The organism is Bradyrhizobium sp. WSM4873 (genome assembly GCF_055811355.1).
Genome location: NZ_JBVVPS010000037.1, coordinates 1 through 25210, shown reverse-complemented (window position 1 = coordinate 25210; position 25210 = coordinate 1). Strand labels below are relative to the sequence as shown.

At 64.5% G+C, this 25210-nt stretch carries 21 protein-coding genes; 13 read left to right on the top strand and 8 right to left on the bottom strand.

All coding sequences use genetic code 11. From position 1 onward, the window contains the following. Positions 1–31 precede the first annotated feature (31 nt). The gene (locus tag AC0L21_RS32325) at positions 32–871 is read left to right on the top strand and encodes an adenylate/guanylate cyclase domain-containing protein (protein WP_473265732.1); all 840 of its coding nucleotides are present in this window, start codon (positions 32–34) and stop codon (positions 869–871) included. A 68-nt stretch (positions 872–939) separates the two neighbouring features. Here AC0L21_RS32325 and AC0L21_RS32320 read toward each other — a convergent pair whose 3' ends face one another. Both AC0L21_RS32320 and AC0L21_RS32315 read right to left on the bottom strand, forming a co-directional pair. Then, entirely contained in the window at positions 940–1296 is a 357-nt protein-coding gene (locus AC0L21_RS32320) for a hypothetical protein (RefSeq protein WP_473265731.1), read from the bottom strand. 95 nt (positions 1297–1391) lie between these two features. Then, positions 1392–2375 carry a tripartite tricarboxylate transporter substrate binding protein gene (locus tag AC0L21_RS32315; RefSeq protein ID WP_473265730.1) on the bottom strand — a complete coding sequence of 328 codons (984 nt, stop codon included), beginning with the start codon at positions 2373–2375 and terminating at the stop codon, positions 1392–1394. Positions 2376–2529: 154 nt separating this feature from the next. On the opposite strand from AC0L21_RS32315, the gene AC0L21_RS32310 reads away from it, so the two are divergent. Then, on the top strand, positions 2530–2787 hold the full coding sequence (locus AC0L21_RS32310; protein ID WP_473265729.1) for a hypothetical protein: 258 nt from the start codon (positions 2530–2532) through the stop codon (positions 2785–2787). Between the two features lie 73 nt (positions 2788–2860). Here AC0L21_RS32310 and AC0L21_RS32305 read toward each other — a convergent pair whose 3' ends face one another. Then, positions 2861–3796 (bottom strand): LysR family transcriptional regulator, encoded by a 936-nt coding sequence (locus AC0L21_RS32305; RefSeq protein ID WP_473265728.1) that lies wholly within the window; start codon positions 3794–3796, stop codon positions 2861–2863. A 117-nt stretch (positions 3797–3913) separates the two neighbouring features. Here AC0L21_RS32305 and AC0L21_RS32300 point away from each other — a divergent pair, with 117 nt between their 5' ends. The 3 genes from AC0L21_RS32300 (at position 3914) to wrbA (ending at position 6141) form a co-directional block, all read left to right on the top strand. Beyond that, positions 3914–4666 carry an SDR family NAD(P)-dependent oxidoreductase gene (locus AC0L21_RS32300; protein ID WP_473265727.1) on the top strand — a complete coding sequence of 251 codons (753 nt, stop codon included), beginning with the start codon at positions 3914–3916 and terminating at the stop codon, positions 4664–4666. 36 nt (positions 4667–4702) lie between these two features. After that, entirely contained in the window at positions 4703–5401 is a 699-nt protein-coding gene (locus AC0L21_RS32295; protein ID WP_473265726.1) for a pirin family protein, read from the top strand. A 140-nt stretch (positions 5402–5541) separates the two neighbouring features. Next, positions 5542–6141 (top strand): NAD(P)H:quinone oxidoreductase, encoded by a 600-nt coding sequence (wrbA, locus tag AC0L21_RS32290; RefSeq protein WP_473265725.1) that lies wholly within the window; start codon positions 5542–5544, stop codon positions 6139–6141. 28 nt (positions 6142–6169) lie between these two features. Here wrbA and AC0L21_RS32285 read toward each other — a convergent pair whose 3' ends face one another. The 3 genes from AC0L21_RS32285 to AC0L21_RS32275 all read right to left on the bottom strand — a co-directional run bounded on the left by AC0L21_RS32285 (position 6170) and on the right by AC0L21_RS32275 (position 9895). Then, positions 6170–7315, bottom strand: coding sequence for a GNAT family N-acetyltransferase (locus AC0L21_RS32285; protein ID WP_473265724.1), 1146 nt, complete (start codon positions 7313–7315; stop codon positions 6170–6172). Between the two features lie 65 nt (positions 7316–7380). After that, entirely contained in the window at positions 7381–8787 is a 1407-nt protein-coding gene (locus AC0L21_RS32280) for an O-antigen ligase family protein (RefSeq protein WP_473265723.1), read from the bottom strand. A 40-nt stretch (positions 8788–8827) separates the two neighbouring features. Further along, positions 8828–9895: a glycosyltransferase gene (locus AC0L21_RS32275; RefSeq protein ID WP_473265722.1), complete on the bottom strand. Its 1068-nt coding sequence runs from the start codon at positions 9893–9895 to the stop codon at positions 8828–8830. Between the two features lie 247 nt (positions 9896–10142). Between AC0L21_RS32275 and AC0L21_RS32270 the strand changes: the two genes are divergently transcribed. Beyond that, positions 10143–11129, top strand: a complete 987-nt coding sequence (locus AC0L21_RS32270) for a glycosyltransferase (RefSeq protein WP_473265721.1) — start codon at positions 10143–10145, stop codon at positions 11127–11129. A 15-nt stretch (positions 11130–11144) separates the two neighbouring features. Here AC0L21_RS32270 and AC0L21_RS32265 read toward each other — a convergent pair whose 3' ends face one another. Then, positions 11145–12173: a glycosyltransferase family 2 protein gene (locus AC0L21_RS32265; protein ID WP_473265720.1), complete on the bottom strand. Its 1029-nt coding sequence runs from the start codon at positions 12171–12173 to the stop codon at positions 11145–11147. Between the two features lie 397 nt (positions 12174–12570). Between AC0L21_RS32265 and AC0L21_RS32260 the strand changes: the two genes are divergently transcribed. The 4 genes from AC0L21_RS32260 to AC0L21_RS32245 all read left to right on the top strand — a co-directional run bounded on the left by AC0L21_RS32260 (position 12571) and on the right by AC0L21_RS32245 (position 17458). Beyond that, the gene (locus tag AC0L21_RS32260; RefSeq protein ID WP_473265719.1) at positions 12571–13371 is read left to right on the top strand and encodes a class I SAM-dependent methyltransferase; all 801 of its coding nucleotides are present in this window, start codon (positions 12571–12573) and stop codon (positions 13369–13371) included. Positions 13372–13662: 291 nt separating this feature from the next. Next, on the top strand, positions 13663–16032 hold the full coding sequence (locus AC0L21_RS32255) for an exopolysaccharide transport family protein (RefSeq protein ID WP_473265718.1): 2370 nt from the start codon (positions 13663–13665) through the stop codon (positions 16030–16032). Further along, complete coding sequence (locus AC0L21_RS32250; RefSeq protein ID WP_473265717.1) at positions 16025–16831, top strand: WecB/TagA/CpsF family glycosyltransferase; 807 nt, start codon at positions 16025–16027, stop codon at positions 16829–16831. Before AC0L21_RS32255 ends, AC0L21_RS32250 begins: the two co-directional genes overlap by 8 nt. Positions 16832–17116: 285 nt before the next feature. Continuing rightward, positions 17117–17458, top strand: coding sequence for a hypothetical protein (locus AC0L21_RS32245; RefSeq protein WP_473265716.1), 342 nt, complete (start codon positions 17117–17119; stop codon positions 17456–17458). Here AC0L21_RS32245 and AC0L21_RS32240 read toward each other — a convergent pair. Then, positions 17432–21547: a GAF domain-containing protein gene (locus tag AC0L21_RS32240; RefSeq protein ID WP_473265715.1), complete on the bottom strand. Its 4116-nt coding sequence runs from the start codon at positions 21545–21547 to the stop codon at positions 17432–17434. The two genes, AC0L21_RS32245 and AC0L21_RS32240, sit on opposite strands and share 27 nt — an antisense overlap. Before the next feature lie 294 nt (positions 21548–21841). On the opposite strand from AC0L21_RS32240, the gene AC0L21_RS32235 reads away from it, so the two are divergent. Genes AC0L21_RS32235 through AC0L21_RS32225 form a run of 3 tightly spaced genes read left to right on the top strand, consistent with a single transcriptional unit; the run spans position 21842 to position 25099 of the window. Continuing rightward, entirely contained in the window at positions 21842–22894 is a 1053-nt protein-coding gene (locus AC0L21_RS32235; protein ID WP_473265714.1) for an Ldh family oxidoreductase, read from the top strand. Between the two features lie 36 nt (positions 22895–22930). After that, positions 22931–24298 (top strand): LLM class flavin-dependent oxidoreductase, encoded by a 1368-nt coding sequence (locus AC0L21_RS32230; protein ID WP_473265713.1) that lies wholly within the window; start codon positions 22931–22933, stop codon positions 24296–24298. 15 nt (positions 24299–24313) lie between these two features. Next, the gene (locus AC0L21_RS32225; RefSeq protein WP_473265712.1) at positions 24314–25099 is read left to right on the top strand and encodes a fumarylacetoacetate hydrolase family protein; all 786 of its coding nucleotides are present in this window, start codon (positions 24314–24316) and stop codon (positions 25097–25099) included. The last annotated feature ends 111 nt before the right edge of the window (positions 25100–25210 follow it).

Below are 25210 nucleotides of genomic sequence, written 5' to 3'. Positions count from 1 at the left end.
TTTGCCGGTCAGGGAGGCTAATGTGCGGACCATGCCCGACGATAAGGTCAAACGGCGGCTGACCACCGTGCTATGCGCTGATGTGCACGGCTATTCTCGTCTCATGGAAGCAGACGAGGCGGGAACGCTGGAGACACTCCGCCGCTACCGCACGGCCATTGCGCGATTGGTGGAGCGCCATGACGGCCGGATCGTGAATACCTGGGGCGATGCTGTCATCGCCGAATTCGCTAGCGTCGTCGAAGCCGTGCAGTGTGCGGTCGAGATTCAGCAGGAAATTTCCAACCAGGATTCGGCCCCACCTCCCCCGATGCGGTTTCGCATCGGCATCAATCTCGGCGATGTGATGGTGGATGGTTCCGACCTCTACGGAGACGGGGTCAATATCGCGGCGCGTCTGCAGGAACTTGCCGAGCCCGGCGGCATCGTGATCTCCAGCTCCGCCTATGATCAGGTGCACAACAAATTATCTGTTGGCTTCGACTGCCTCGGCCAGCGTCCAATGAAAAACATTGCGCCCGTGACCAGCTATCGTGTGACCATGAGCGGCCAAACCGCTCAAGCACGGAGCTTTCCGCCTGGCGAACGCCCGACGTCTCAGACCGCAATGGCGGGGTCGCAAACTGACGCCGCGCGCCGCGACAGATCCGAGTCATCCAATTGGATGGGCTTCGTTTCAGACGGGCTGGCGAAGCTGCCCCGCCCGATTGCGGGGGCCCTCACGGTGTCGGCCTTTCTGATTCTGATCAATATTTTCACCGGCATGCACAAGATCTGGTTCCATTGGCCGGTGGCAGCTTTGCTCTTCGGCGCCATCATGCGGACGGCGCTCCGGGATCGACCTGAGTCGGGCGGCAAGGGCGAGCGCTGAACGAGGCGGCACGGCCGCATCTTCGCGCCCACTGCTGTGCGCGCGCCCGGATCATGCCTTGGGCAGCACTAATCGTCGCTATCGTCATAAGGCCGCGGCTGCGCCTGCGGAGGTGGTGGCGGCACATTGTTGTATCGCGGCGCCGGCGCCACACGGTTGCCCGGAACCTGCTGCTGCGGGGGCATCTGGTTGTTGGACTGGAACACCGCGCGACAACCGCTGGAGAGCTGGGGCGTGTTCTGCCGCAAGCAGGCGGTAATGCGACTCACATCGGGGATCTGGTCGCTGCACAGCCGCCACACATCCGGCGTGCAGGCCATCTGCTGCTCCATGGTTCCGCGATACTCTTCAGCGGATGCAGCGCTTTGCGCGGCGATGCCGCCGATCGCAAGCGCCACACCCAGCGCAATCCGCTCTGTTCGCATGTCCGATTCCTTCGCGTGTCTCTCGAATTCTCTTCAATCAATGGGACGCGGAGAGGTTCTGGACCAACAAAAAATTGTGAAAACGGGCTAGGAACCTATTCGACCTTGCCGATCTTCTTGACCGCCGTAATCAGCCGCGCGCTGTCGACCGCCACGAACTCGGCAAACGCCGGCGCGTCCTGATAGGCAACGAGACTGCCCGACGTTTCGAAGGCCTTGAGCACGTCGGGGCTCGTCATGACCTGCGCCATCGCCTCGCGCAGGCGAGTCGCGATCGGCGCCGGCAGCGCGCTCTGCGCAAACAGCCCGGCCCAGATGTACATCTCGACGTCCTTGTAGCCGAGCTCCTGGAACGTCGGCACATCGGGGAAGCTTGCGATGCGCTTGGCGCCGCAATTGCCGAGCACGCGCAGCTTGCCGTCGTCCACTTGCGGCTTCAGCGTCCCCGGTGCGGCGGCGATCGCCTGCACGGTGCCGCTGAGCAGCGCGGTGAGCGCCGGTCCGGCGCCGCGAAACGGCACATGCAGCAGCTTGATATCGGCGCTGCTCGCAAACATCTCCATCGCCACATGCAGCGTGCCGTAAGGCCCCGACGAGCCATAGGTGATCTGGCCCGAGCGTTTCTTCGCATCCTCGACGAAATCCTGCGCCGTCTTCCACGGCGCCGAAGCCGGCACCGCGAGCAGCGTGGGATCGGCCAGCACCCGCGCGATCGGCATGAACTGTGAGACCTCGTAGGCCACCGGACGCTCGAACAGCCGGTCGGCCTCGGGCAGCACCGCGAGCGAGGACAGCGTCATCAGCAGCGTATAGCCATCGGGCTCGGCGCGTGCCGCCGCGGCATTGCCGACCGATCCGCCGCCACCGCCGGCGCGGTTGTCGACGATGACCGCCTTGCCGAGGATTCGCTCCAGCGCCTGTGCGACGGGACGCGCCGCAAGATCCGCCTGGCCCCCGGCCGGAAACGGCACGATCATGGTGACGTTGCGCGCGGGATAGGCTTGCGCGAAAGCCACGCTCGACAACACAGGCAACAACGGCAATGCGGCAGCGGCGCGCAGGACATCGCGTCGATCCATGGCAGATTCCCCCCTGTTTTCTTATTTCGCCGCCAGCCTAGCGTGACCGTCCGCAAGAACAAGACGCGCGGCGGGATTAACGAAGCATTATCCATGTTCCGCCCGGTCAGGAACGCCCCCTGGACTCTACCGTTGCCTCCCAGGGAGTGGAGCGATGAATAGACTTCAGACCATTGACGTGGCGCTGGACGAGATGCTGGTGAATCTCGCCGCCATCGTCTTGCGGCTTTCGAAGCCGGACGTGACGCGAACCCCGGAAGCGCGGCGCGCCTTGGCGCGATCCGTGCACCAATACGCGGTTTGCGCGAGGCGCTCGCACGATCCGCGTGTCCATGAATTGAAGTCGCAACTGGAGGAGACGTTGAAACCGAGCTTGCGAATTGTCGTGCGCAATGGTGAGAAGGTGTCTTAGTCCAAACCCGTCATTGCAAGCGAAGCGAAGCAATCCAGAGATCGCTGAAGCCGCTCGTTCTACGATGACTTTGCTACGACGGCTTTGCCTTTCCGCGCACCCGCCGCTTGCACGTACCCGGCAGCTTCGCTGCGAGAAAATCGCCGAGCGCCTCGACGCGTGCGGGGCGCGGGCCGCCAGGTGGCGTCACCAGATGCACGGCGCCTTCGGCCTGCTTCCAGTCCTTCAGAATCACCTCGACCTCGCCGGAGGAGATGGCGTCACCGACGATGAATTCCGGAAGGTCTGCGATGCCGAGGCCGGCGATCAGGGCCGGCATCACCGCTTCGCCGTTGTTGACGCGGAGTTGGCCGCCTGGGCGTACACTCGCCTGCTCGCCGGCCGCATTGGTGTAGTGCCAGACGTTCGGCGTGGAGAGATAGGTATAGCTGAAGCATTTGTGCGCGGCCAGATGCATCGGATGCGTCGGTCGTCCCTCGCGCTTCAGATAGGACGGCGCAGCTACCGTAAAGCGCGGCATCGTGAAGAGCCGCCGCGCAATCAGCGAGGAGTCCGGCAGCCGTGCGATCCGCACTGCCATGTCAAAGCCCTCGCCGATCAAATCGATGGTCGCATCGCTCAGGTGCAGATCGACCGAGACCTCTGGATAAGCCTCGAAGAATTCCGGGAGCAACGGCGCCACCGCCTTGATCCCGAACGACATGGGCACGGCGAGCCGCACCAGGCCCCGCGGCGCGACCGACTGCGCCAGCGCCTCGTTCTCCGCCGCCTCGCCGTCGGACAGGAGGCGGGTCGCACGCTCGGCGAGCTTATGCCCGGCATCGGTCAGCGCGAGCCGGCGTGAGGTGCGGTTGAACAGCCGGGCGCCGAGCCGCTCTTCGAGGCGCGTGACCGCCTTGGACACCGTCGCCTTGGACATCGCGAGCTCGCCCGCGGCCCCCGCAAACGACCGTAATTCCACGACTTTTGCGAAGATTGCGAGCGCCTCGAAATCGGGGAGCTTGGCCATGAAAGCGGATCCAATTGGGCTGCTTAAGGAAACAATGTGTTTCGACAGTTTCTATTTCTATACCACAGGCGGAGGCTTATCCAAGGGTCATCAGAAATTCAGGACTGGAGAAATCCAATGACCAAGAAGCTCTCAGGCAAGGTTGCCCTCGTCACCGGCGGCTCGCGCGGTATCGGCGCGGCCTCTGCCCGCGCACTCGCCGATGAAGGTGCCGATGTCGCGATCAGCTACGTCGCCTCCCCCGAAAAGGCGGAAGCGGTCGTCACCGAGTTGAAGGCCCGGGGCGTCAAGGCCCGCGCCTTCAAGGCCGACCAGGCCTCGGCCAAGGACGTGACGCAGCTGGTCAACGATGTCGCAAAGGAGTTCGGCCATCTCGACATCCTCGTCAACAATGCCGGCGTTGCGAGCGGCGCCGCGATCGACGACGCCGATGCCGATACCGAAGCGCTTGCCCGCCAGGATGCCGTCAACCTGCATGGCGTGATCGCCGCGATCCGCGCCGCTTCGCATTTGATGGGCGAAGGCGGCCGCATCGTCACCGTCGGCTCGATGCTCGCCGACCGCGCCTCGTTCCCGGGTCTCGCCGACTACGTCGCCACCAAGGCGGCCGTAGTCGGCTACACCAAGGGCGCCGCACGTGACCTCGGCCCGCGCGGCATCACCGTGAACGTGGTGCAGCCCGGCTCAATCGACACCGACATGAACCCGAAGGACGGCGGCGAGTTCGCCGAGACCCAGCGCCAGCAGCACGCGTTGCAGCGCTTCGGCCGCCCCGAGGAAGTCGCCGCCGGAATCGTCTTCCTCGCAAGCCCGGAAGCATCCTTCGTCACCGGCACGGTGCTCAACGTCGACGGCGGTTTTGGCGCCTGATCAAGGCGCCACCCGCCAAAACAAGGAATTACGCAGATGATCGAACTCAGACCCTTCGCAAAGCTCGGCGGCGCCGATCACGGCTGGCTCAACGCCAAGCATCATTTCTCCTTCGCAAGCCATTATGACCCCGACAACATGGGTCACGGCGCCTTGCGGGTGTGGAACGACGACGAGATCGCGCCGAACACCGGCTTTCCCGCCCATCCCCACGCCAACATGGAAATCATCACCTATGTGCGCGAAGGCGCGATCACCCATCAGGACAGCCTCGGCAACGAAGGCCGCACCGAAGCGGGGGACGTGCAGGTGATGAGCGCCGGCAGCGGCATCCGCCACTCCGAGTATAATCTCGAGCCGACCAGGACACGCATCTTCCAGATCTGGATTGAGCCGACCGCGCGCGGGGGGCAGCCGACCTGGGGCTCGAAGCCTTTTCCGAAAGGAGACCGCTCGGGCAAGCTCGTCACCATCGCGAGCGGCTTCGCGGATGACACCGACGCGCTGCCGATCCGCGCCGATGCGCGGGTGCTCGCCACCACATTAAATGCGGGCGAGAGCGCGGAGTACGTGCCGCACAAGTCGCGGCACCTCTATCTTGTGCCCGCGGCGGGGTCAGTCGAGATCAACGGCGTGCGCGTCAACGCCCGCGACGGCGCCGCGATCCGCGACGAGGACAGGCTGAAGATCACGGCACTGGAAGATTCCGAGATCGTGCTCGTCGACGCGGCCTAACGGCTCTCTCCGTCATGGCCGGGCTTGTCCCGGCCATCCACGCCCTTCCACGACGATCCAAGAACGTGGATGCCCGGGACAAGCCCGGGCATGACGACCTGAACAAGATTAATCATCCGACTCACCCAACGGAGACCATCATGACCAAAGTTCTCGTCCTTTATTATTCCGCCTATGGCCACATCGAAGCGATGGCCAATGCCGTGGCCGAAGGCGCGCGCGAAGCCGGTGCCACCGTGGACATCAAGCGCGTGCCCGAACTGGTGCCGGCCGAGGTCGCGAAAGCCTCCTATTACAAGCTCGACCAGGCCGCCCCCGTCGCCAAGATCGAGGACCTCGCCAATTACGACGCGATCATCGTCGGCACCGGCACCCGCTTCGGCCGCATGGCCTCGCAGATGGCGAACTTCCTCGACCAGGCCGGCGGCCTCTGGGCCAAGGGCGCGCTGCACGGCAAGGTCGGCGGCGCCTTCACATCGACCGCGACCCAGCATGGCGGCCAGGAGACGACGCTGTTCTCGATCATCACCAACCTCTTGCATTTCGGCATGGTCGTGGTCGGCCTGAACTACGGCTTTGCCGGCCAGATGAAGCTCGACGAGGTCACCGGCGGCGCACCTTACGGCGCCACCACCATCACCGGCGGCGACGGCAGCCGCCAGCCCAGCGCCAACGAGCTCGCTGGCGCGCGCTATCAGGGCCGCCAGATCGCGGAGACAGCCAGGAAGCTACACGGCTAAGCTACATGGCTGATGCGAGGGTCGCCCGTCAGCGCGTCCCCTTGCCCATCGCCTGCGCCGCAAAGGCGGCAAGCCTGGGGTGACGGCGCAGGCCCTGCGCGGCGTGGTCCCGCCACGCGAAGGGCATACCGCGCCAGGACAGCGCGACGCTGACATCGGTCAGCGGCACGGGCTCGGCGCCGAAGCGGCGCTTGTAGTCCTGGTTGCCGATGCTGAGGTCGAAACGGCGCACTCCCTGCGCATGCAACGCCGCCATGGTGCGCTCGGTCACGAGCAGCCCCGGCGAGCAGCTCGACCATGAATCGCCGGCGTGGCTGATGCGCAGGAGAAAATAGGTCGCACCGAACCTGACGCCGAGCGTGGTGGCAACGACGGCCTCGTCGCAGACCAACGCCGAGATGACGGCGTAACCGTTCGCGACGCCCCGACGCGCGACCTCGCGATAGAACTGCGCATGGGTTTCGTCGTTGAGGACGAAGCGCGAGCCGAGCTTTCGCATGCGCGCCTGCTGCTGGACATCCATCACGTCCAGCAGCTCGCGCGCACGCGCGACATCGGTGGCGATCTCGAATCGCGCGCCGGCGTGACGGCTGAAGACGCGCCAGCAGCGTGGCATCTGCATGCGCTTGATCGAGGCCTGGTAATCTTCATAGTCGTCGCCGGTCAGCACGAGGTTGCCGTTGAGCGAGCAGGATCCGATCCGGCCGAGCGACACCAGCGGGTTCGGGTTGCCGCCGATCTGGGCCGGCATCTTCCTCAGGCGCAGCAAATCGAAGCGGTCCGGCAATGCGCGCAACGCGTCGATCAGCGCCTTGCCGATCGCATCCGTCGCCGCCGCGTCCAACGCGGTATCGAGCGCCAGGATCGGCGCGTTGTTGTCGGAAACGCCGAGATCGGCGAATTCGACGATGCGGATGCCGCGCCTGAGATGGCTGATCATCGGCACGATTGCGATGTCCCTGCCCGTCGTGGCATCTGAGATCAATGCAATCAGCGGCGAGAGATCGTGGAACGCCTCGTACCAGGCGCCGAGCCAGTAGCCATGCTGGAATGCAGTGCGATGGCCTGCGTTCAAGCGGGATGCGGCCCGCTGCCAGTCACGCAGGAAATCGACCGCGATTCCCGACGTACTGGACACAAGACCATCTGGTTGCTCGACGCTGAGGATCGTCATCCGCGGGACATACGATTACTGGGTGTTTCCAGATAGATTATGTTTTGTCGCGGCCACAAGTGACCTCACCGCTTATTGTTAAGCCGAAGCCACTGCGGCCGCAGCGGCTGCGACGAGCCCTCAGGCTCCGGTTCCACTTCCGCCACGCATTGGAACCTGGCCAGGAAGTGCAGGCCGGCCACGGCAACGGCGAACATGAACCAGATCGGATTCTGCCGTTCGAGCAGGAAGGTCTCGGTGGCCCCGTAGTACAGGCCGAACAACCACACGGTCAGGAACAGCTTTGCCAACGCACCGCTGCGGTTGTGAGTTCGGGCCGTCTGGAAATTGCCGAGCGGCGCGAGCACCAAGACGAGCATCACCAGCAACAGCCCCGGCAGGCCGATGGTGACCGCGAGGTCGAGATAGCTGTTGTGGCTATGCGCCGCGCTCGTCGCCCATTCGGCGCCCTGGGCGGTCTGCCGCGCGGTCACGTCGTCCCAGAACGCGGCGTAGCCGTGACCGATGATCGGCTTCTCGGCGACGGCTGCGAGCGCGAACTCCCAGATGGCGGAACGGCCGGTGAAGGTGGGATCGAGCGGAAGCAGCCGCGTCATTGCCCCGAGCGCCGGGCTCAGGACGCTGCCGACCGTCAACAGGTTCATCACGATCAGCGGCACGAAGCAGATCATCCGCTTCAGCCACAGGCCCGGCGTGACGCAGACCAGCGAGGCGAGCGCGTAGATCGCAAGACACAGCACCGACGACGTCTTGCCGCCGGTGAAGATCAGGAAGAGTCCGGCCAGCGCGGCGATGGCCGGGCCCATCACGAACGAGCCGATGGCGGACAGATAGATGCCGACATAGATCAGGATGGTCATCACGGGCGAAGCGATGTTCTTGTGGCCGAAGCTGCCGCGCCAATCGCCGGCCAGCTGCGGCTCGGTGATGTCGAGTGCGGTGTGCATCGAGTATTGCGGCGCCACGAAGACGCCGAGATAGCAAAGTGCGAGCAATACGAGCGCGGCGCCGCCAAGACACAGATTGAAGCTACGCTGCGTCGGCGGCAACAACGGCAACAGCACCGCGAGCGACATCACGCTGGCTGCGAGCACGAAGCGCTGCATCGAGACTCCGCGATTCTCGGAGAAGACGATGTTGATCAACAGCCAGCCGACCAGGCAGAGATGCAGCGGCGTCACCAGGGTCTTCAGCGCGGGCGCATCCGTCGCGGCGACGAACAATACAGCGACCGCAGCCAGCAGGCCCCAGGCGACATAGGTGAGCGCCATTCGTCCGCCGACTACGGTGGTGACATCCTCGTTGCGCAGGTCAGGAAACGGATCGAGCGTCACCAGCACGAGGAGCAGGGCTGCGACTGCGACGAGGCAGCGCGCCGCCCGCACCGCGTCGACCCTCGCAAGCCCATCGCGCAGGACGTCGCCGAACGATCGGGCCTCGACGTCGGTCATGTCAGTGGCGCTGCGATCCATGGCTCGAGGCTGGTGGTGAATCCGGGGGAGGCTCCAACTCTTAGCCGATCCCTGTTAAGCATCCGTCAACCAGTCCGCCGGAGCTCTGCGGCACCGCCTGCTGCCGCACGATGCTCCGCGCGATCTCGTAATATTGAAGCGCACGCTGTTCCAGCGTGAGATTGTCGAGCACGAAACCGCGCGGATCGAACATATCGGCGGCGCACCCGGCCCAGAAATCATCCCAGCCCGCCTCAAACCCGGCGATGTCGACGAATTTGGCGCCGCAACGATCGTCCCAGTAAGGCACCGACGACACCGGCGCGAACTGGACGCGATGCGGATAGTAGTCGGGGTCTCGCCACGGCCCGCCGGGATCCCAGGCGAGCACCGGCACGCCGCAAGACAATGCCTGCTGATAGGCGATGCCCTGGCTCTCGTTCTGGCACAGGAAGATCATCGCACGCGATTGCGCGAGCGCGGCCCGATAGTCTTCTTCCTTGTAGCTGCCGTAACGCAGCTCGGTGAACGAGCGGCCTTCCCTCGTGAGCCGGGCGCGGACGGGTTCGATCAGTTCCGCCGCGAAGCGATCGCGGTCCCAGTGCACCTTGTCGTAGATCAGGACGTCGACGCTCTTTTGCGACGTCGGCGACGGTGCCCATAGATCCGTGTCGATGCCGATCGGCCAGGCCTCCGTGTCGGGCCAATGCGGCCGATACATCTCGGCGTACCATGGACCGGGCACCACGACCTTCTTGACCGGCAGGCGCTTGAACAGGTCGGGATCGTCGAGCGGATGATTGTGGGCGGCGACGCCGAGCAGGATCGGATTTTTCCAGGCGAACTTGTCGAGCAGGAAGGTGCGGCCGATGATGCAGGCGAGTTCGCCCGGATGCCGCGCGATGTAGCCGTAGTCGTTGACGCGATAGCGGATACCGAGCCGATCGAGCCCCGCACAGAGATTGAGGAACACGCGGAGCTGCCCGCTCATGCGCGGCTCGCCGAGCAGCATGCGACGCGCCATGCGCCGCAGATGCCGATCGCCGGGAAACCAGCGATCGTCCTTGTCCTCGTAGAACAGGTTGAGGACCATGTCGTCGGGATCGTAGTCGAATGTCTTTGCGGGCACTGGGATCCATCCGCGGCGGCTTGGTGCGTATTCTCGCATGGGACCGGCTGTCGCACTCTTCCAAATTTGCCACAGGCTTAATGCCGGCGGCTTAACGCTAATTGACGAAACCAGCACTGCGGCAGCCTTCATGGCGACGCTTTTTTCCCAATGCGAGTATCATTCGCGACGGCCAAGGTTGCGATCGATCGCATTGCCAACTCGCAAGAGCGCCCTAGTTAACAGACGGTTAAAGGCGAGTCGTATCTTGATCACCGCGGAAGAAATTCTCGAATTGCCCGCCACATCGCGCGTCGTTCCGGCGGCGCGCGTCCCGCTGCAGGTCGGCTCAACCACATCGGTGTCCGTCGTCATTCCCGCCAAGAACGTTGCGGCCTATGTCGGTGAAACCCTCGCCAGCGCACTGGCGCAGGCCGAGGTCAGCGAAGTGATCGTCGTGGACGACGGCTCGACCGACGAGACCACCGCCATCGTCCGCGCCATTCGTGACCCTCGACTGCGCCTGATGACCAACGGCGCCGCTGGCGTATCGGCAGCGCGCAATCTCGGCGCCCACCATGCGAGCGGCCAATGGCTGCTCTTCCTCGATGCCGACGATCGCCTGCGACCCGGCGCGGTCGCGGCCCTGCTGGCCGCTGCGCGTGGCGCGCCCCGAGCTGTTCTCGTCTACGGCGACTACAACACGATCGACAGCGAGGGACGGCAGATCGGCCGTCGGGATATGCTGAAGGGGCGCCGCAAACCGTCCGGGGACGTTCTGGCGCGGCTCGCGGCCGGCAACTTCATCGTCAATGGCGGCATTGCGCTGGCACGTGCAGAGGCCTTCCGCGCCATCGGTGGCTTCGACGTCTCGCTCAGATATTGCGAGGACTGGCACTGCTGGTGCCGCCTGGCTGCCATCGGCGAATTCGAGTTTGCGCCAAACCTTCTGCTCGACTACCGCCTGCACACGGCCAACACCATGAACGCGGCGCTGCGGACGCCGCAGGATTTCTTTCCGGCGATCGCGCGAATATTCGACGACGGGCTGATCATGGCGCGCCTGCCCGCGGGCATGGCGGCCGGGCTCCGTCGGGCCGCCGAGGTTCATCTCATCACGTATTCGGCGATGCAAGCGGTCCGCTTCGGCAGATATCGCCAGGCCTTCGCCTATCTGGGAATGGTCGGGCGCCGCTCGCTCAAATCGCTGCCGCGCTCCGCCGTTAGGGTCGCCCTCGCCTGTTTTGGTATTTAGCCCGCCGCCTCGGCGTCAGGACACGATCTTCGAGGCCTTATAGGGTTTCGGCTCGATACCGAACGCGGCGAGCGCCGAGCCGAGCGCGACCATCACGGGATGCATCGCGACGACGGCTTTCGACGATTTCAGCAGAGCGGCCGCGCGCACTAGCGCTAACGGCAACCTCCCGAGCATCTGCGCAAACACCCACACTCGCGCCGCTGCGCCGTGCGCGGACTTGGACTGCACACGATAGTTGATGGCACCGATGCGCAGGCCTCGCTTCGCGATCCAGCCGAAACGAGTGCGGCTTTGCGGCACCGTCTCGGTGATGACAGCCTCCGCCGTCCAGTGGAACGTCATGCCGGCATTGCGGCAGCGCACGAAGAAATCGCAGTCGCCGCCCCCGAGGAAGTTGAAGCGCGGGTCGAAGGCGGGACGGGCGAACCTCTCGAACGCCGCACGCGTGATCAGGCAATTGCCGCAGCCGTAGATCAGGGGCACAGCGCCGCTGTAATCATAGGCGGGACAGAAAACGGGGTGGCGCGAAAGCCAGGGCATGCTGCGGTCCTCGAAGACCGGCAGCACCGGCCCGCCGACCAGAGCGGCGCCGGTCGCCTCCGCGGTGCGGACCATCAGCTCGAGCCAATCGGGCGAAGCGATCTCGTCGTCGTCGATCATCAGGAACCGGGTCGCGGCGGGAAACAGCGCCAGCGCCGTCTCGAAGGCAGCGTTGATCGCCTGAACGTTGCCTTGCCGTTTCTCGACCAGGCAGACACCCTGAAGCCTGCCGTCGGCGAGATATTCCGCGGCCACCGGCGCGCTTTCGCGCCGGACCGCATCGTTCTCGACCATGACGACGGCGAACGAGCGCGGGGTGCGTTGGCTGGCGAGCGAGTCCAGCGTCAACCGCAGATGCTGCGGGCGGCGGAAGCAGGGGATGCAGACGACGATACCAACCGACAGGTCGATAATCCGCGAGCTGGCCGCGATCTCCCGGTTGGGATCGCGCACGGCATCCGAAATACGCGTGGCGGACAGGTCTGTCGGAATCAATGTCATGACGTTCTAGATGTCCGAGATAGATTGAAAAAGCCCTGCTTCGATCCCGGGGATCAGCGCCGTCCCGCGACGGCACATCGCCGCGGGACGAATCCGTCCCAAAATGAACGACCGGTTTGAGCCTCGCGACGGCGCCGCGCCGACGATGTTCGGCCATCCATATGTTCAACCGCTTTCGCGGTGCTTCTGCTGCGAAACCTTGCGCGCGTGATACTGCAATTCGCGGTCCACCGCGCCGATGGCGGCTGGCGCGGACGATGCCGTAGTTAACGCACATGCCCATTAACCCGATCGTAAGCACCGTGACGGGTGAAGCGTCGCGGCATCGGATTTGCTCTACGGCTACACGAGATTTTTCCTGTAAATTTAAGTCGAACAAGCGCGGTCAGAAAAAAATATGAACAAGCCAGCCACGATCGATTTGGCGACAGCCACGGCGGTTCAGATTCCCGCGGCCATCGCCCACACTCAGGCGCTACACGATCTCGTCCCCGGTGAAGCCCGCGACAGCCTGCTCGCCGTTCACGACCTACTGCGCCGCGAACTGCCGCAGGGCCAGCTCGCCACCTACGAAGCCGGAGGCGGCTCGTGCAGCGTGCTGCCACCGGAATTGCTGAGCCGCAGCAAGGTCACGGTCGTCGACATCGACGAGGACCAGGTTCGCAACAACAGCTACGCGGACGAAGCGATCCTCGGCGACGTCCAGACCTACCGCTTCGGGCGCGAGACCTTCGATCTGGTGATCTGCTACAACGTGATCGAACATCTTCCCAACGTCGACGCCGCACTCCTGAATTTCCGCGATGCGCTCAAGCGCGGCGGGATGATCCTGATCGGCGCGCCCAATCCGCGCTCGTTGTCCGGGGTCGTCACCAAATACTCGCCGCACTGGTTCCACGTCTGGTTCTACCGGCACATCCGAGGCATCAAGGACGCCGGCTTGCCGGGCGAGCCGCCGTTCCCGACCTTCTTCCATCCCCTGGTGTCGCTGCCGAGGCTCGAAGTGTTCGCCGCCGCCAATGGCCTCGAGATGATCTACCGCCGTGAGGTCGAGAGCCCGCGCTATCCAGAGATGCGCCGGCGCAAGCCGCTGTTCGCAGCCTTGGTCGACGCCGGCGCCGCCGTGCTCAACGCCGTGTTCCCGCGCGGGACCGACGTCCGCCGCGGCGATTATCACGTCATCCTGCGGAAAAGCTGACGGCCATGGTGCGCGCGCGGCCGATCGCAAGACCAGCGAAGCCTCGCGGCCACGTCGCACGGGGTAACGAACCGTTAATCTCTCAAGGACCGCGCCATCGCACGCGTCACGGCGACGCGTCGAAGAGCGGCATGCGCTTAAACGCTTTGTTTGCCATTTCGGTGAATAGTCCCTCAATGAGTATGGTTAATTTTCCCTGTTGCGTTGAGTGGGCACCTATATCTGAGGTGCGTGGCGTAGAGCGAAGAGTACCCCCTCAGCACGCGGCACTTGGAATGAAAGCTGGGGATCATGCTTGACTATAACCAGCCGATAGATCGGGCCAGACCGGAGGCCCCGCAGCAGCGGCCTCAGGCCGGCTTCAACGTGCTGGAGCTGGTCAACCTGCTCTGGCGGCGGAAGATCGCGATTGCCGTTGCCGCGCTGCTCGGTGCGACGCTTGCCGTCACCGTGGGCAAGAGCCTGACGCCCCGCTACACCGCCACCGCCCAGCTCTATGTCGACCCGCGCGAGCTTCAGCTCGTCGACCGCGAGCTAACGCCTCGCGCGCAGGATGTCTCCGGCATGTCGATGGTGGTCGAGAGCCAGGCGCGCCTGATCACGTCCAACAGCGTGCTGCTCCAGGTGATCCAGCAGGCTGATCTGGACAAGGATCCCGAATTCGGCGGCGGCGCCGATGGCAAAGGCGTGATGTCGTCGCTGCTCGGGCTGATCGGCCTTCAGTCCCACGCGCCCTCCGCCACGGAGAAAAAGGAAGTGCAGCTCGCCGCTCTCGAGGCGCTGAACCGGCACATCACGATCCGCAAGACCGAGAAGAGCTTCATCGTCGACATCGAGGTCTGGTCGACCGATCCGGCGAAAGCGGCGATGCTCGCCAACACGCTGACCAGCGCCTACCTCGCGGAATCCCGCAACTCGCAGGCGTCCGCCGCCCGGCGCGCCACCAACGACCTCTCCGGTCGCCTGAAGGAGCTGCGCGAGCGGCTGCGCAGCGCCGAGACCGTGCTCGCGACCTACAAGGCCCAGAACAATTTCGTCGGCACGCAAGATGCGCTGATCAGCGACCAGCAGCTTTCCGCCAGCAACCAGCGGCTTTCCGCCGCCCGCGCCGCGACGATGGACGCGCAGGCGCGCCTCGACCAGATCGAGGCGAGCCGACGCACGACGGCAGATGCAGGCGCGAACTCCGAGGCGCTGCAATCGCCGACCATCGCGAACCTGCGCGCCCAATATGCCGACGCGCGCAAGAAATATGCGGAGCAGGCCGGCGAGCTCGGCCCGCGTCATCCGGCGCTGCGCCAGACCGAGAAGCAGGTCGAGGATCTCAAGCGCACCATCAACGAAGAGATCGACCGCTTCGCCCAGTCCGCCAAGAACGATTTGACGCGCGCCCGCGACTTTGAAGCCTCGCTCAGCCGGGCGCTGGAGGCGCAGAAGCGGCAGAGTGTCCAGCTCAGCCAGGCCGCCGTGCGCTTGCGCGAGCTCGAGCGTGAAGCCGATGCCAGCCGTGACGTCTATCAATCCTTCCTCAAGCGCTCGCGCGAGACCGAGGAGCAGGAGACGCTGAACACCTCGGCGGCCCGAATCATCGGCGAGGCGACGGTGCCGCAGCGGCGCTCGTTCCCGCCGGCGATGAGCCTGTTCGCCATGATCGGCTTCATCTTCGGCGCAATCGCTGCATCGAGCTGGTTCGTCGCGGCCGAACTGCTGCTCGCCGGTGCGTTCGCGCCGGCGCCGGCCCGTGCCAATCGCACTCCGTTACCGCAAGATCCGCGAACTCCAGAGCCTTCGCGGGCGCCGGAGACCGCCCGGCCTCAGTCAGTTTCGCGAGCCCCGGAAGTCGCGGAGGCACTGCCGGAACTCGCCGCCCCGCCGCTGCAACCTTCGATGGTCGAGAAGCCCCTGATCGAAAAGCCGCTGATCGCGCGCCTCCAGGAGGCCGACGTCATCCATACGCTCGGTGCCATTCTCGCCACCGGCGGCGGCATCGACCTCACCCGGCTGGGCTGGCCAACGCTGCGCCCCGGCTTTCCACTGACGACGCTGCTCAACGCCTGGCGCGACATGCGCGCTACGGCGGCCCGGCGCGCCGGCGGAAAAACAATGCCTGTCATCGCGCTCGTCGGTGCCGGTGAGACCACCGGGCGCAGCGTGACCGCGCTGAATTTCGCGCTCGCGGCCGCGCGCGACGGCGCTCGCGTACTGATGATCGATGCCGACCACCAGGCGCACTCGCTCTCGAACAAGGTCAACCGTCCCGGCAAGAGCGAGCCGAGCAAGGTTGGTTGGCTTTCGATCGGCAGCAAGGCCGCGCGCGAGATCAAGACACTCAACAGCATCTCGGTATTGCCGGCCGCCGAACGCGACGCAAGCAAGGCCACCGACGCCATCCGCAAGGCCATCGAGCAGGCGCGCTCCGCCGGCGGCTATGACCTCGTGATCCTCGACGGCCCCGCGGCACCACTCACGGCCGGCAGCCGTAAGCTGCTCGATGATGCCGACGCGCTGGTGGCGGTGCTGCCGACCAGCCTCGACATCAACGACGGCCTGGAAGAGATATTGAGCACGCTAGGCCGCGCCGAGCGCAAGCTCGTCGGCGTCGTGCTCGACGAACTCACCCCTATGGCCCAAGCTCGCCAACGAGGCAGACAATATGCTTGAGCGCCGCATCAATCTCGATGGCCGGGCCGCAACCGCCGACGTGCCGCGGATCACCATCGGCGGCCTTCGCATGGCCGCGCTCGACCTGGAAGCGACCGCAGACTTCATGATCGAGGCGACCGATCCGCGCCATCGCATCGGCCGTCCGCTGCACCTGACCTCGGCCAATGGCGAGGTGCTGGCGCGGTGCTCGACCGAACCGGAGACCGAGCGCCTGTTCCGCGGCGCCGACCTCATCAACGCCGATGGCCAGCCGCTGGTGGCGGCATCCAGGCTGCAATCCTGGTTTCCGCTGCCCGAGCGCGTCGCCACGACGGACCTGTTTCACGTCGTCGCGCGCAAGGCTGAAGCGGTCGGCCGCACCTTCTACATGTTCGGCGCCAGCGAGGACGAGAACGCCGCTGCGGTCGAGAACGTCCGAAAGATGTATCCAAACCTCAAGATCGTCGGCCACAGCCACGGTTATCTCCGTGGCGAGGCGCTGCGCGCGAAGGTCGACGAGATCAACGCGCTAGCGCCGGACTATCTCTGGGTTGCGCTGGGCGTGCCAAACGAGCAGGCGTTCGTCGAGGAATTCACCCCGCATCTCACCAATGTCGGCGTCATCAAGACATCCGGGGGCCTGTTCAACTTCTTGTCGGGCAGCCGCACCCGCGCGCCGCGATGGATGCAGAAGATCGGGCTGGAATGGGCCTGGCGCACCTTGCTCGAGCCCCGCCGCCTGTTCTGGCGCTATTTGACCACCAACCCCCGCGCGATCTATCTGCTGTTCAGCCGCAACCGGCCCTTCAATCGCTGATTAGACAAAGACAAGACCGCCGCCGGTCATCAGCCTCGCCTGCGCTATTTCAACGCCAGCGGCGCCGGTATTGCGCCTTGCGGGTCGGGCTCATAAGCGGCTAAAGAGACTGTCACAGCCGCGCGTCGGCAACTTTCCCGGCCGCCGTATGTTTTTGTATGGCCGCCGACACAAGCGGCACAATCGGCTCAGCCAATAGCGCGAGCCAGCTTTTCACAGCGAAGGCCACAATCGAGTCCGCGCATCGGCCTGCTTTCAGGCGCGACCCAAGGGAGCACGGAACGAATGCATCAGGCCGCAAGCCTGCAATTCGAGCGCATGATGAACGAGCTCATCCTCTGGCATGCCGTGCCGGAGGACGAACGATCGCCGGCGCCGGCCTGGTGGTGGGGTCCGGCGATGGCGGTATTCGACACGCACGAGCCGATGCGACAGGCCTGGTGTCGTGAGCTCGGCGTTGACGACGGCTCGAGCTTTGCCGAAGGAGCGCATGTCCTTATTGCGCTCTTCGCCGAACAAACCTCACTTCCGTGGCCGGATGATTTTCCACGCAAGGCGGAGATCAGGGACGAGGACGTCCGCGAGCTCCACCCGCAGCCATCAGGCGACAGCGCTTTTCAACCGTAGCGCCGCGGCCTCGGTCGCGGCATGGTCCGGCTCCGGCTGGAGCGGCGGCGCAACGGGCAGCTCCATCGGCCGCAGCAGCTCGGCCATCTGCCGCGCCGGCACCGGCTTGGAGATCAGGAAGCCCTGCATCTCGTCGCAGCCATGGGTGCGCAGGAATGCCTCCTGTTCGGCGTTCTCGACGCCTTCCGCCACCACGGTCATGCCGAGCGCCTTGCCCATGCTGATGATCGCCTGCGCGATCGCCTGATCCTCCGCGTCCTGCGGCAAATCGCGCACGAAGGAGCGGTCGATCTTGATGGTGTCGATCGGGAAATGCTTCATCAGCGACATCGACGAATAGCCGGTGCCGAAATCGTCGATCGCCAAGCGAATGCCGCGGCTCTGGATGGCGTCGAGCACCTTGATCGCACGTCCGACATTGCGCATCATCATGCTCTCGGTGACTTCGAGCTGGAGCAGCACCGGCGACATGCCGCTTGCGGCGAGCGCTTCGTCGACGTCCTGCAAGAGATGCTCGTCGACGAACTGGCGCGGCGACAGGTTCACCGCCATGGATACCGGCAAGAGGCCGCGTCGCTGCCAGGCCATGGCTTGCGCGCAGGCCTCCTTCATCACCCAGCGGCCGATCGGCACGATCAGTCCGGTTTCCTCCGCGAGCGGGATAAACTGTGCCGGCGAGATATTGCCGAGATCGGGATGCGCCCAGCGCAATAGCGCTTCCACGCCGGTGATCTGGCCAGTCACCATGTCCACCTTGGGCTGGTAGTTCAAAGTAAACTGATCCCGCTCCAGCGCCCGGCGCAGCGCGCTCTCCAGCGACAGCCGCTCGATCGACTGCGTGTTCACTTCCTTGGAGAAGAAGCGATAGCCGTTCTTGCCGTCCTCCTTGGCGAGATACATCGCCATGTCGGCGTTCTTGGTCAGCGTCAGCGCGTCGGCACCATTGGCCGGATACATCGCGATGCCGATGGAGGCGGTGGTGTGGCACTCGTGGCCGGCCAGCTCCATCGGCTTCGCGAGCACGCTGAGCAGTTCCGTCGCGATGCGCTGGACGTCGTCGATCTCGCCGCACTGGTCGAGGATCACCACGAACTCGTCGCCTCCGAGGCGCGCCACCACGTCGCTCGCCCGCAGAGCGCTGCGCAATCGATCGGCGACTTCGAGCAGGAGCAAATCGCCCGCCTCGTGGCCGAGCGAATCGTTGATGACCTTGAACCGGTCGAGATCGATGAACAGCACCGCGAAACGATGGTCATGGCGCTCCGCTGCATCGATTGCCGCGCGCAACACGGCATTGAAGGTCTCGCGGTTGGGCAGGTTGGTCAGGCTGTCATAGGAGGCGAGATACTCGATCCGTTCGTCAGCCTTGTTCTTCGCGTCGGCGCGATCGAAATTCTCCATCGCGAAGGAAACGTTTTCGGCGAGACGCCGCAGCAGTTCGACGAACTCGTCGGTGAAGGCGGCAGGCTCCGCCGACAAGTAGATCATGACGCCAACTGCCTGGTCGTGGGCGACCAGCGGGAATGCCGCGCCCGAGCGCGCGCCGTCGCCGCGGACGATGGCATGGAAGGCGCGGACGCGATCGTCATTGAGATAATCGTTGCTGATGCAAGGCTGGCGCGTGCGGAACGCCGTGCCGCTCATCCCACGACCTTCCGGGCAATCGGGGTCGATGGAGAGGCGGACGGTGCGCGTGGTGCCGGCCGCGGGTCCGGCGCTGGCGACGATTTCCAGCTGGTCGCTATCGGCGCTCGCGAGCGCGATTGTGGTCGAGGTGAATTTTGCGCCATTCGAAGCGGCAAGGCAGACGAGGTCGAACAGTTCGGCGCGCGACTTCGCCCGCATGATCGCCTCGTTGGTGGCGCTCAGCGACGCAAACATCCGCGTCAGGCGTTCCTTCTGCGCCTCGGTGCGGGCCTTCTCCTCGGCACGATCGAAATTGTCGAGGGCGAAAGAGACGTTTTCAGCCAGACGTCCGAGCAGTTCGACCAAATCGGGTGTGAACGTATTCTCTTCCGGTGCGAGGAAGAGCAGGATGCCAATCGGCTCCTGGCCGCCCCGCAGCAGCGGGAAGCTGGCAGCAGCCCGGGTTCCATCCTCGATCGCCTTGGAATGCCAGTACACCGATCGCGGATCGTTCAGATAATCGTTGATGACACTGGCCCGGCGGGTCCGCAGCGACATCCCTATGATTCCCTGGCCTTCAGGATGGCCGGCGGAAACAAGGCAGGTGCGTCCCACCATTCGTTCCTGCAGGCGTCCCTTCACGGCGACCACCCGGACAAGTTCACGTGTGTCGTCCAAAGTGGCGATTGTCGCGGAGGCGAACACCCCGCCGAGCACGGCGGCCTGGCACGCGACTTCGAACAGCTCCTCGCGCGTCTTGGCGCGCATGATAGCTTCATTGGTGGCGCTCAGCGCCTCGAACATGCCACTCAGGCGATCACGCTGCTTGTCGGCCCGCGCTTTTTCGTCGGCCCGATCGAAATTCTCCAGCGCGAAGGCGACGTTGGCCTGGAGCTTGCGCAGGAGCTCGACAAACTCGTCCGTGAAAGTGCCGCGCTCGCGCGAGTTGAACAGGAATACGCCCTCGACTCTGTCACCATTGAACAGCGGCAGCGCGGTTGACGACGCGATGCCGTTGCGACGCGCGCTGGCGTGCCAGGGCTCGAGGCGTGCGTCCGCCAGGATGTCGTTGCTGATACAAGGCTGCCGCGTCCGGAATGCAGTGCCGGTCAGCCCACGTCCCTCCGGCACCTTGTCGCTGACCGGCAATCTGAAGGTTCGCACCTCAGCGGCGTTCGGTCCAAAGGATGCGACAATGCGAAGCAGTCCCGCGTCGCGGTCGAGCAACGCGATCGAGGTCGAGGCGAACTTCGCGCCCTGCACCGTGGCTTCGCAAACCAGATCAAACAGTTCGCTGCGGGACCGCGCCCGCAGAATGGCTTCGTTGGTCGCGCTTAGCGCCGCGTACATGCGTGCCAGCCGTTCCTCCTCCAGCGCGATCTGGGCCTTTTCCTTATCGCGGTCAAAGTTCTCGAGCGCAAAGCATACGGTTTCGGTCATGCGCAGCAATAGTGCGACGATGCCTTCGTCTTTCGCCCAGGCTTTGCTCACGAAGAAAAACAGCACGCCGATGCTGGTGCCACGCTTGATGAGGGGAGCAGCCACGCAGGCGACGGCGCCGGCATTGACGTTGGTCTGCTCCCAGGTCGTCCCCTTGGTACGATTGAGGAGGTCGTCCTCGACAATCGCTTTCTGGCTCCGGAACACCTCACCGGAGATGCCCTTGCCGTAGGGGCTCTCCGGATCAACCGAGTAACGCGACTGTCTGATCAGATCCAGATTTTGTCCGGTCGCGGCCACCGGCGTCAGCCATTCGGAATCCGGCTCGCGCAGCAGAACGAAAGTCGCAAATGATTTGCCGCTATACACAGCGGCGTCGCAGACTCGCTGGTATAGGTCCTGCTCAGTGCTGGCGTGCAGGATTGCTTCATTCGTCGCAGTGAGGGCGCCGAACATGCGATTGAGCCGCCGCACTGCCCGCTCGCCATCCAGGCGCGCCGTCTCGCGCGCCAAATTCTCCAGCGCATGTGAGATATTGCTCGACATCCGCTCGAACAGCGAGACCATCGCCTCGTCGAGCGTGCCTGCCCCCGAGCGCGTCACATACAACACGCCGATACTGCGACCGCCACAGATCAGGGGAAGCGCCGCCGCTGCGCCGACACCCGCCCCGGCGGCGCCCTCGCGCCACGCGAGCGAGCGAGGATCGTTCAGGTAATCGTTGCTGATGCAGATCCCCTGGCTGCGAAAGGCCTCGCCGCCGACACCCGATCCCTCCGGCGTGCCGGCCTCCGTGGTGATCTTGATCGCACGCAGCCGCGCAACGTCGTCGCCGCAGCCGGCAGCAAACCGCAGCCGCCGGCCATCCGGCTCCGCCAGGAACACGGCGACGGCCATGAAGTCCCCACTCGAAAACCCGGCGTCGCAGACCTTCTGGTACAGCTCGTCCGGCGACTTCGCGTAAAGGATGGCTTCGTTGATGTCGCTCAACGCTGCCAATGTGCGCGCGAGGGTCGTCTGCACGATCTCAACTCCCCGGCATTTCTGCCATTTTCTCCCGGGTAGCTTTATGAAGGCGACGGCCTAAATGGTGGTTATTGGTTCCCGCAAACCGTCGATCAAAGTGAACGAGCCGCAAACAGCTGTCGCGAAACTGTCAAAAGCCGCTGTACCGGATGCCGGTTCGGCCAAAGACGCGCTCCCTTTACGAATTTGCAGCCCTGTATTGGTTTACCGGAGATTGATATCGCAACTGTGCTTTGAGACGATGGCTTCCAACAAGCACAGCCCGCCAAGGGCGAGACCTGAGGAAACGCCATGCCGATCGTCCAGGCCGACCGCCTCACGCGCATCAGCGCCGCGCTGCTTCGGGCTGCCGGGGCTTCCGAGGAAGAGGCCGACGCGGTCGCACACGGCTGCGTCAACGCCAATCTCGCCGGCCACGGTTCCCACGGCGTCATCGCCGTTCCCACCTATATCGACAGGATCAAGGCCGGCCACATCGTGCCCGGCGCCAAATGGAGCATCGTCCGGGAATCACCGACGACGACCGTGATCGACGGCCGGTGGGGTTTCGGCTTCCACGTCAACGCCAAGGCGATGGCGTTGACGATCGAGAAAGCGAAGACGGCGAATGTCGCGGCCTGCACCGTGTTCCGGCAGAGCCATGTCGGCCGCCTCGCCGCCTATCCGCTGATGGCAATGCGCGAAGGCATGATCGGGATCGCGACGGCGGATTCCGGCCGCTCGCCGAAGCACGTGGCGCCGTTCGGCGGCAAGGAGGCACGGCTCGGCACCAATCCGATCTCGATCGCGGTGCCGTCCGACCTCGATGCGCCGTTCTATCTGGACATGGCGACCTCGGCGGTCGCGGCCGGCAAGATCCAGCTCGCTGTCGCCCGGGGCGAGGAGATTCCAAGGGGATGGATCATTGATGCCGAAGGACGACATACCACCGATCCGACCCAATACCGCAAGGGCGGCGCGCTGCTGCCGCTCGGCGGAACCGAGGGCTACAAGGGCAGCGGCCTCGCCGCCATGGTCGAGGTCCTGTGCGGCCTGCTCACCGGCCTCGGTTTCGGCGTCGAGCCCACGGGCCGGCACAACGACGGCTGCTTCATGGCCGTGTTCAACGTCGCCGCGTTTCGCCCGCTGCAGGAGTTCAAGCGCGAGGTCGCCGAGTTCGCATGCTATCTCAAATCGACCCCGCCCTCCGAAGGCAGCAAGGGCGTATTCTATCCCGGTGAGATCGAGGGCGTGCGCGAGCAGCAGCGCCTGCGCGAGGGCATCGAGATCGAGGATGCGACCTGGGAAAAGCTGCGCGCGCTGGCGCGCGAGTACAGGCTCGATACGGTCCTCGACCTGGCCTGACGGATTTCGGCCTGACGCAATTCGGAGAACAGCAGCATGACGCGGCAGATGATACTGGTCGGCTTCCTTCAGGCCCAGAACTGCACGAATTTACCGAGCTCGTGGCGACATCCGGACTCGCGCGACGATTCGATGTCGGCAGACTATTATCAGGAGATCGCAAAAATCCTCGAAGCCGGCAAGTTCCACATGGCCTTCTTCGACGACCGGCTGGCGATGCCGGACCGCTACGGCAACGATCACGCCCACACGGTCGAATACGGCATCCGTTGCGTGAAGATGGACCCGCTGATCGTGCTGACGACGATGGGCATGGTGACGGAGAAGCTCGGGTTGGGGGCGACCGGCTCGACGACTTATTTCGAACCCTTCGACATCGCCCGCCGCTTCGCAACGCTCGACCTGATGTCGGGCGGTCGTGCCGGCTGGAACGTCGTCACCTCGCTCAATGACGGCGAGGCACACAACATGGGGCGGGACTCTCATCCCGAACATGATTCCCGCTACGACCGCGCCGACGAATTCATGGAGATCGTGCTCGGCCACTGGGATACCTGGGAAGACGGCGCGCTCATCATGGACAAAAAGAGCGGCCGCTTCGCCGATCCAGCCAAGGTGAAGCGGCTCGATCACAAGGGCCCGTTCTACAAGTCGCGCGGTCCCTTCACGGTGCCGCGCTCCGACCAGGGTCACCCCGTGATCATCCAGGCCGGCGCGTCCGGCCGCGGCCAGCGCTTTGCAGGACGATGGGGTGAGGTGATCTTCACCGCTGCCCGCAACCTCGCCGCCGCCAAGGACGGCTATGCGTCCGTGCGTAGCGAGGCCGCGAAAGCCGGCCGCGATCCGGAGGCGATGTTCCTGTGCAACCTGACGACACCAGTCTGCGCCGCGACCCAAGCCGAGGCCGAAGACAAGATGGCGCTGATCAACAAGCTGCCGCTGCAGATCGACGCGCTGTCGCTGCTGGCCGAAGCGCTCAACTACGACTTCGCCTCCAAGGATCTCGACGAGCCGCTGACGACTGAAGAGCTAAAGAGCATGCAGGGCATTCTGGGCATCCGCGACGGCGTGCTCAAGAACTCCGGCAAGAGCAATCCGAGCGCGCGCGACTTCGTCACCTTCTCCGGCCGCGGTCAGGTCCAGGATGCCATGGTCGGCGGCCCCAAGGAGATCGCGGACAAGCTCGAAGAAATGTTCGTCGAGCGCGGCTGCGACGGGTTCGTCATCGCCGCGACCTATGTGCCCGGCTCCTATGCTGATTTCGTGCAGCATGTCGTGCCGGAATTGCAGCGGCGCGGACTGTTCCAGAAGGAGTATCGCGGCAAGACGCTGCGGGAAAATCTCGGGCTGAAGCGGCCGGCTGCCGGCGACTGGAAAGTGCAGCCGCGCGATGCCGCAGAATAACAACGGAGACACGGCATGCGCTGGCTGAAATTCACCGCCGCGGACAAGACGTCCTGGGGAATCGTCGAGGGTGACCGGGTGATTGCGGTCGACGGCGATCCCTTCGGCGAATGGCAGCGGACCTCGCGCACGCATCCGCTGTCGCAGGTTAGAATCGAGCTTCCGCTGATTCCGCGCACCTTCTACTGCGTCGGCCTGAACTATCTCAAGCACCTGAAGGAGGCCGCCGACAAACGCGGCGAAGTGCCGGCAGTGCCGGACAGACCAGAGATCGGCTATCGCGCCCAGAATGCGCTGATCGCACATGACGAGGAGGTCATGATCCCGTCCTTCGCGACGGACAAGATCCACTACGAAGGCGAGCTCGTCGTCGTCATCGGCAAGAAGGTCAGGCACCTGACCAAACAGAATGCGATGGATTGCGTGTTCGGCTACACCATCGGCAACGACGTCAGCGAGCGCAGCTGGCAGAAGGCCGACCGCAGCCTGTGGCGCTCGAAGAACGCCGACACGTTCAAGCCGATGGGCCCGTGGATCGAGACCGAAGCCGACCTTGACAGGATGGAAACGATCGTCCAGGTCAACGGCAAGGAAACCAACCGATTCCGCACCAACGACATGATCTTCGGCGTGATGCCGTTCCTGGTCGAGCTGTCCAAATACTTTACGTTATGGCCCGGCGACGTGATCTGGATGGGAACGGATGGTGCCTCGCCTGACATCAAGCACGGCGATGTCGTGGAGATCGACATCACCGGCATCGGCACGCTGCGGAACAGGTTCGTGCGGGAGGAGCGGTAGCCCACGTTGCACCAACAGTGTCGTCCCGGCGAAAGCCCTAGGGCATGCACATATCTCTAAGGCTCCATCCTGCTGCAACGGCGTGGAAGTATTCGAGGCCGTTTTTGAAGG

What these genes read in the sequence shown, in the direction of transcription:
- AC0L21_RS32325 (WP_473265732.1), top strand. Translation starts at nt 32, where the DNA reads ATGCCCGACGATAAGGTCAAACGGCGGCTGACCACCGTGCTATGCGCT.
- AC0L21_RS32320 (WP_473265731.1), bottom strand. Translation starts at nt 1,296, where the DNA reads ATGCGAACAGAGCGGATTGCGCTGGGTGTGGCGCTTGCGATCGGCGGC.
- AC0L21_RS32315 (WP_473265730.1), bottom strand. Translation starts at nt 2,375, where the DNA reads ATGGATCGACGCGATGTCCTGCGCGCCGCTGCCGCATTGCCGTTGTTG.
- AC0L21_RS32310 (WP_473265729.1), top strand. Translation starts at nt 2,530, where the DNA reads ATGAATAGACTTCAGACCATTGACGTGGCGCTGGACGAGATGCTGGTG.
- AC0L21_RS32305 (WP_473265728.1), bottom strand. Translation starts at nt 3,796, where the DNA reads ATGGCCAAGCTCCCCGATTTCGAGGCGCTCGCAATCTTCGCAAAAGTC.
- AC0L21_RS32300 (WP_473265727.1), top strand. Translation starts at nt 3,914, where the DNA reads ATGACCAAGAAGCTCTCAGGCAAGGTTGCCCTCGTCACCGGCGGCTCG.
- AC0L21_RS32295 (WP_473265726.1), top strand. Translation starts at nt 4,703, where the DNA reads ATGATCGAACTCAGACCCTTCGCAAAGCTCGGCGGCGCCGATCACGGC.
- wrbA (WP_473265725.1), top strand. Translation starts at nt 5,542, where the DNA reads ATGACCAAAGTTCTCGTCCTTTATTATTCCGCCTATGGCCACATCGAA.
- AC0L21_RS32285 (WP_473265724.1), bottom strand. Translation starts at nt 7,315, where the DNA reads ATGACGATCCTCAGCGTCGAGCAACCAGATGGTCTTGTGTCCAGTACG.
- AC0L21_RS32280 (WP_473265723.1), bottom strand. Translation starts at nt 8,787, where the DNA reads ATGGATCGCAGCGCCACTGACATGACCGACGTCGAGGCCCGATCGTTC.
- AC0L21_RS32265 (WP_473265720.1), bottom strand. Translation starts at nt 12,173, where the DNA reads ATGACATTGATTCCGACAGACCTGTCCGCCACGCGTATTTCGGATGCC.
- AC0L21_RS32260 (WP_473265719.1), top strand. Translation starts at nt 12,571, where the DNA reads ATGAACAAGCCAGCCACGATCGATTTGGCGACAGCCACGGCGGTTCAG.
- AC0L21_RS32255 (WP_473265718.1), top strand. Translation starts at nt 13,663, where the DNA reads ATGCTTGACTATAACCAGCCGATAGATCGGGCCAGACCGGAGGCCCCG.
- AC0L21_RS32250 (WP_473265717.1), top strand. Translation starts at nt 16,025, where the DNA reads ATGCTTGAGCGCCGCATCAATCTCGATGGCCGGGCCGCAACCGCCGAC.
- AC0L21_RS32245 (WP_473265716.1), top strand. Translation starts at nt 17,117, where the DNA reads ATGCATCAGGCCGCAAGCCTGCAATTCGAGCGCATGATGAACGAGCTC.
- AC0L21_RS32235 (WP_473265714.1), top strand. Translation starts at nt 21,842, where the DNA reads ATGCCGATCGTCCAGGCCGACCGCCTCACGCGCATCAGCGCCGCGCTG.
- AC0L21_RS32230 (WP_473265713.1), top strand. Translation starts at nt 22,931, where the DNA reads ATGACGCGGCAGATGATACTGGTCGGCTTCCTTCAGGCCCAGAACTGC.
- AC0L21_RS32225 (WP_473265712.1), top strand. Translation starts at nt 24,314, where the DNA reads ATGCGCTGGCTGAAATTCACCGCCGCGGACAAGACGTCCTGGGGAATC.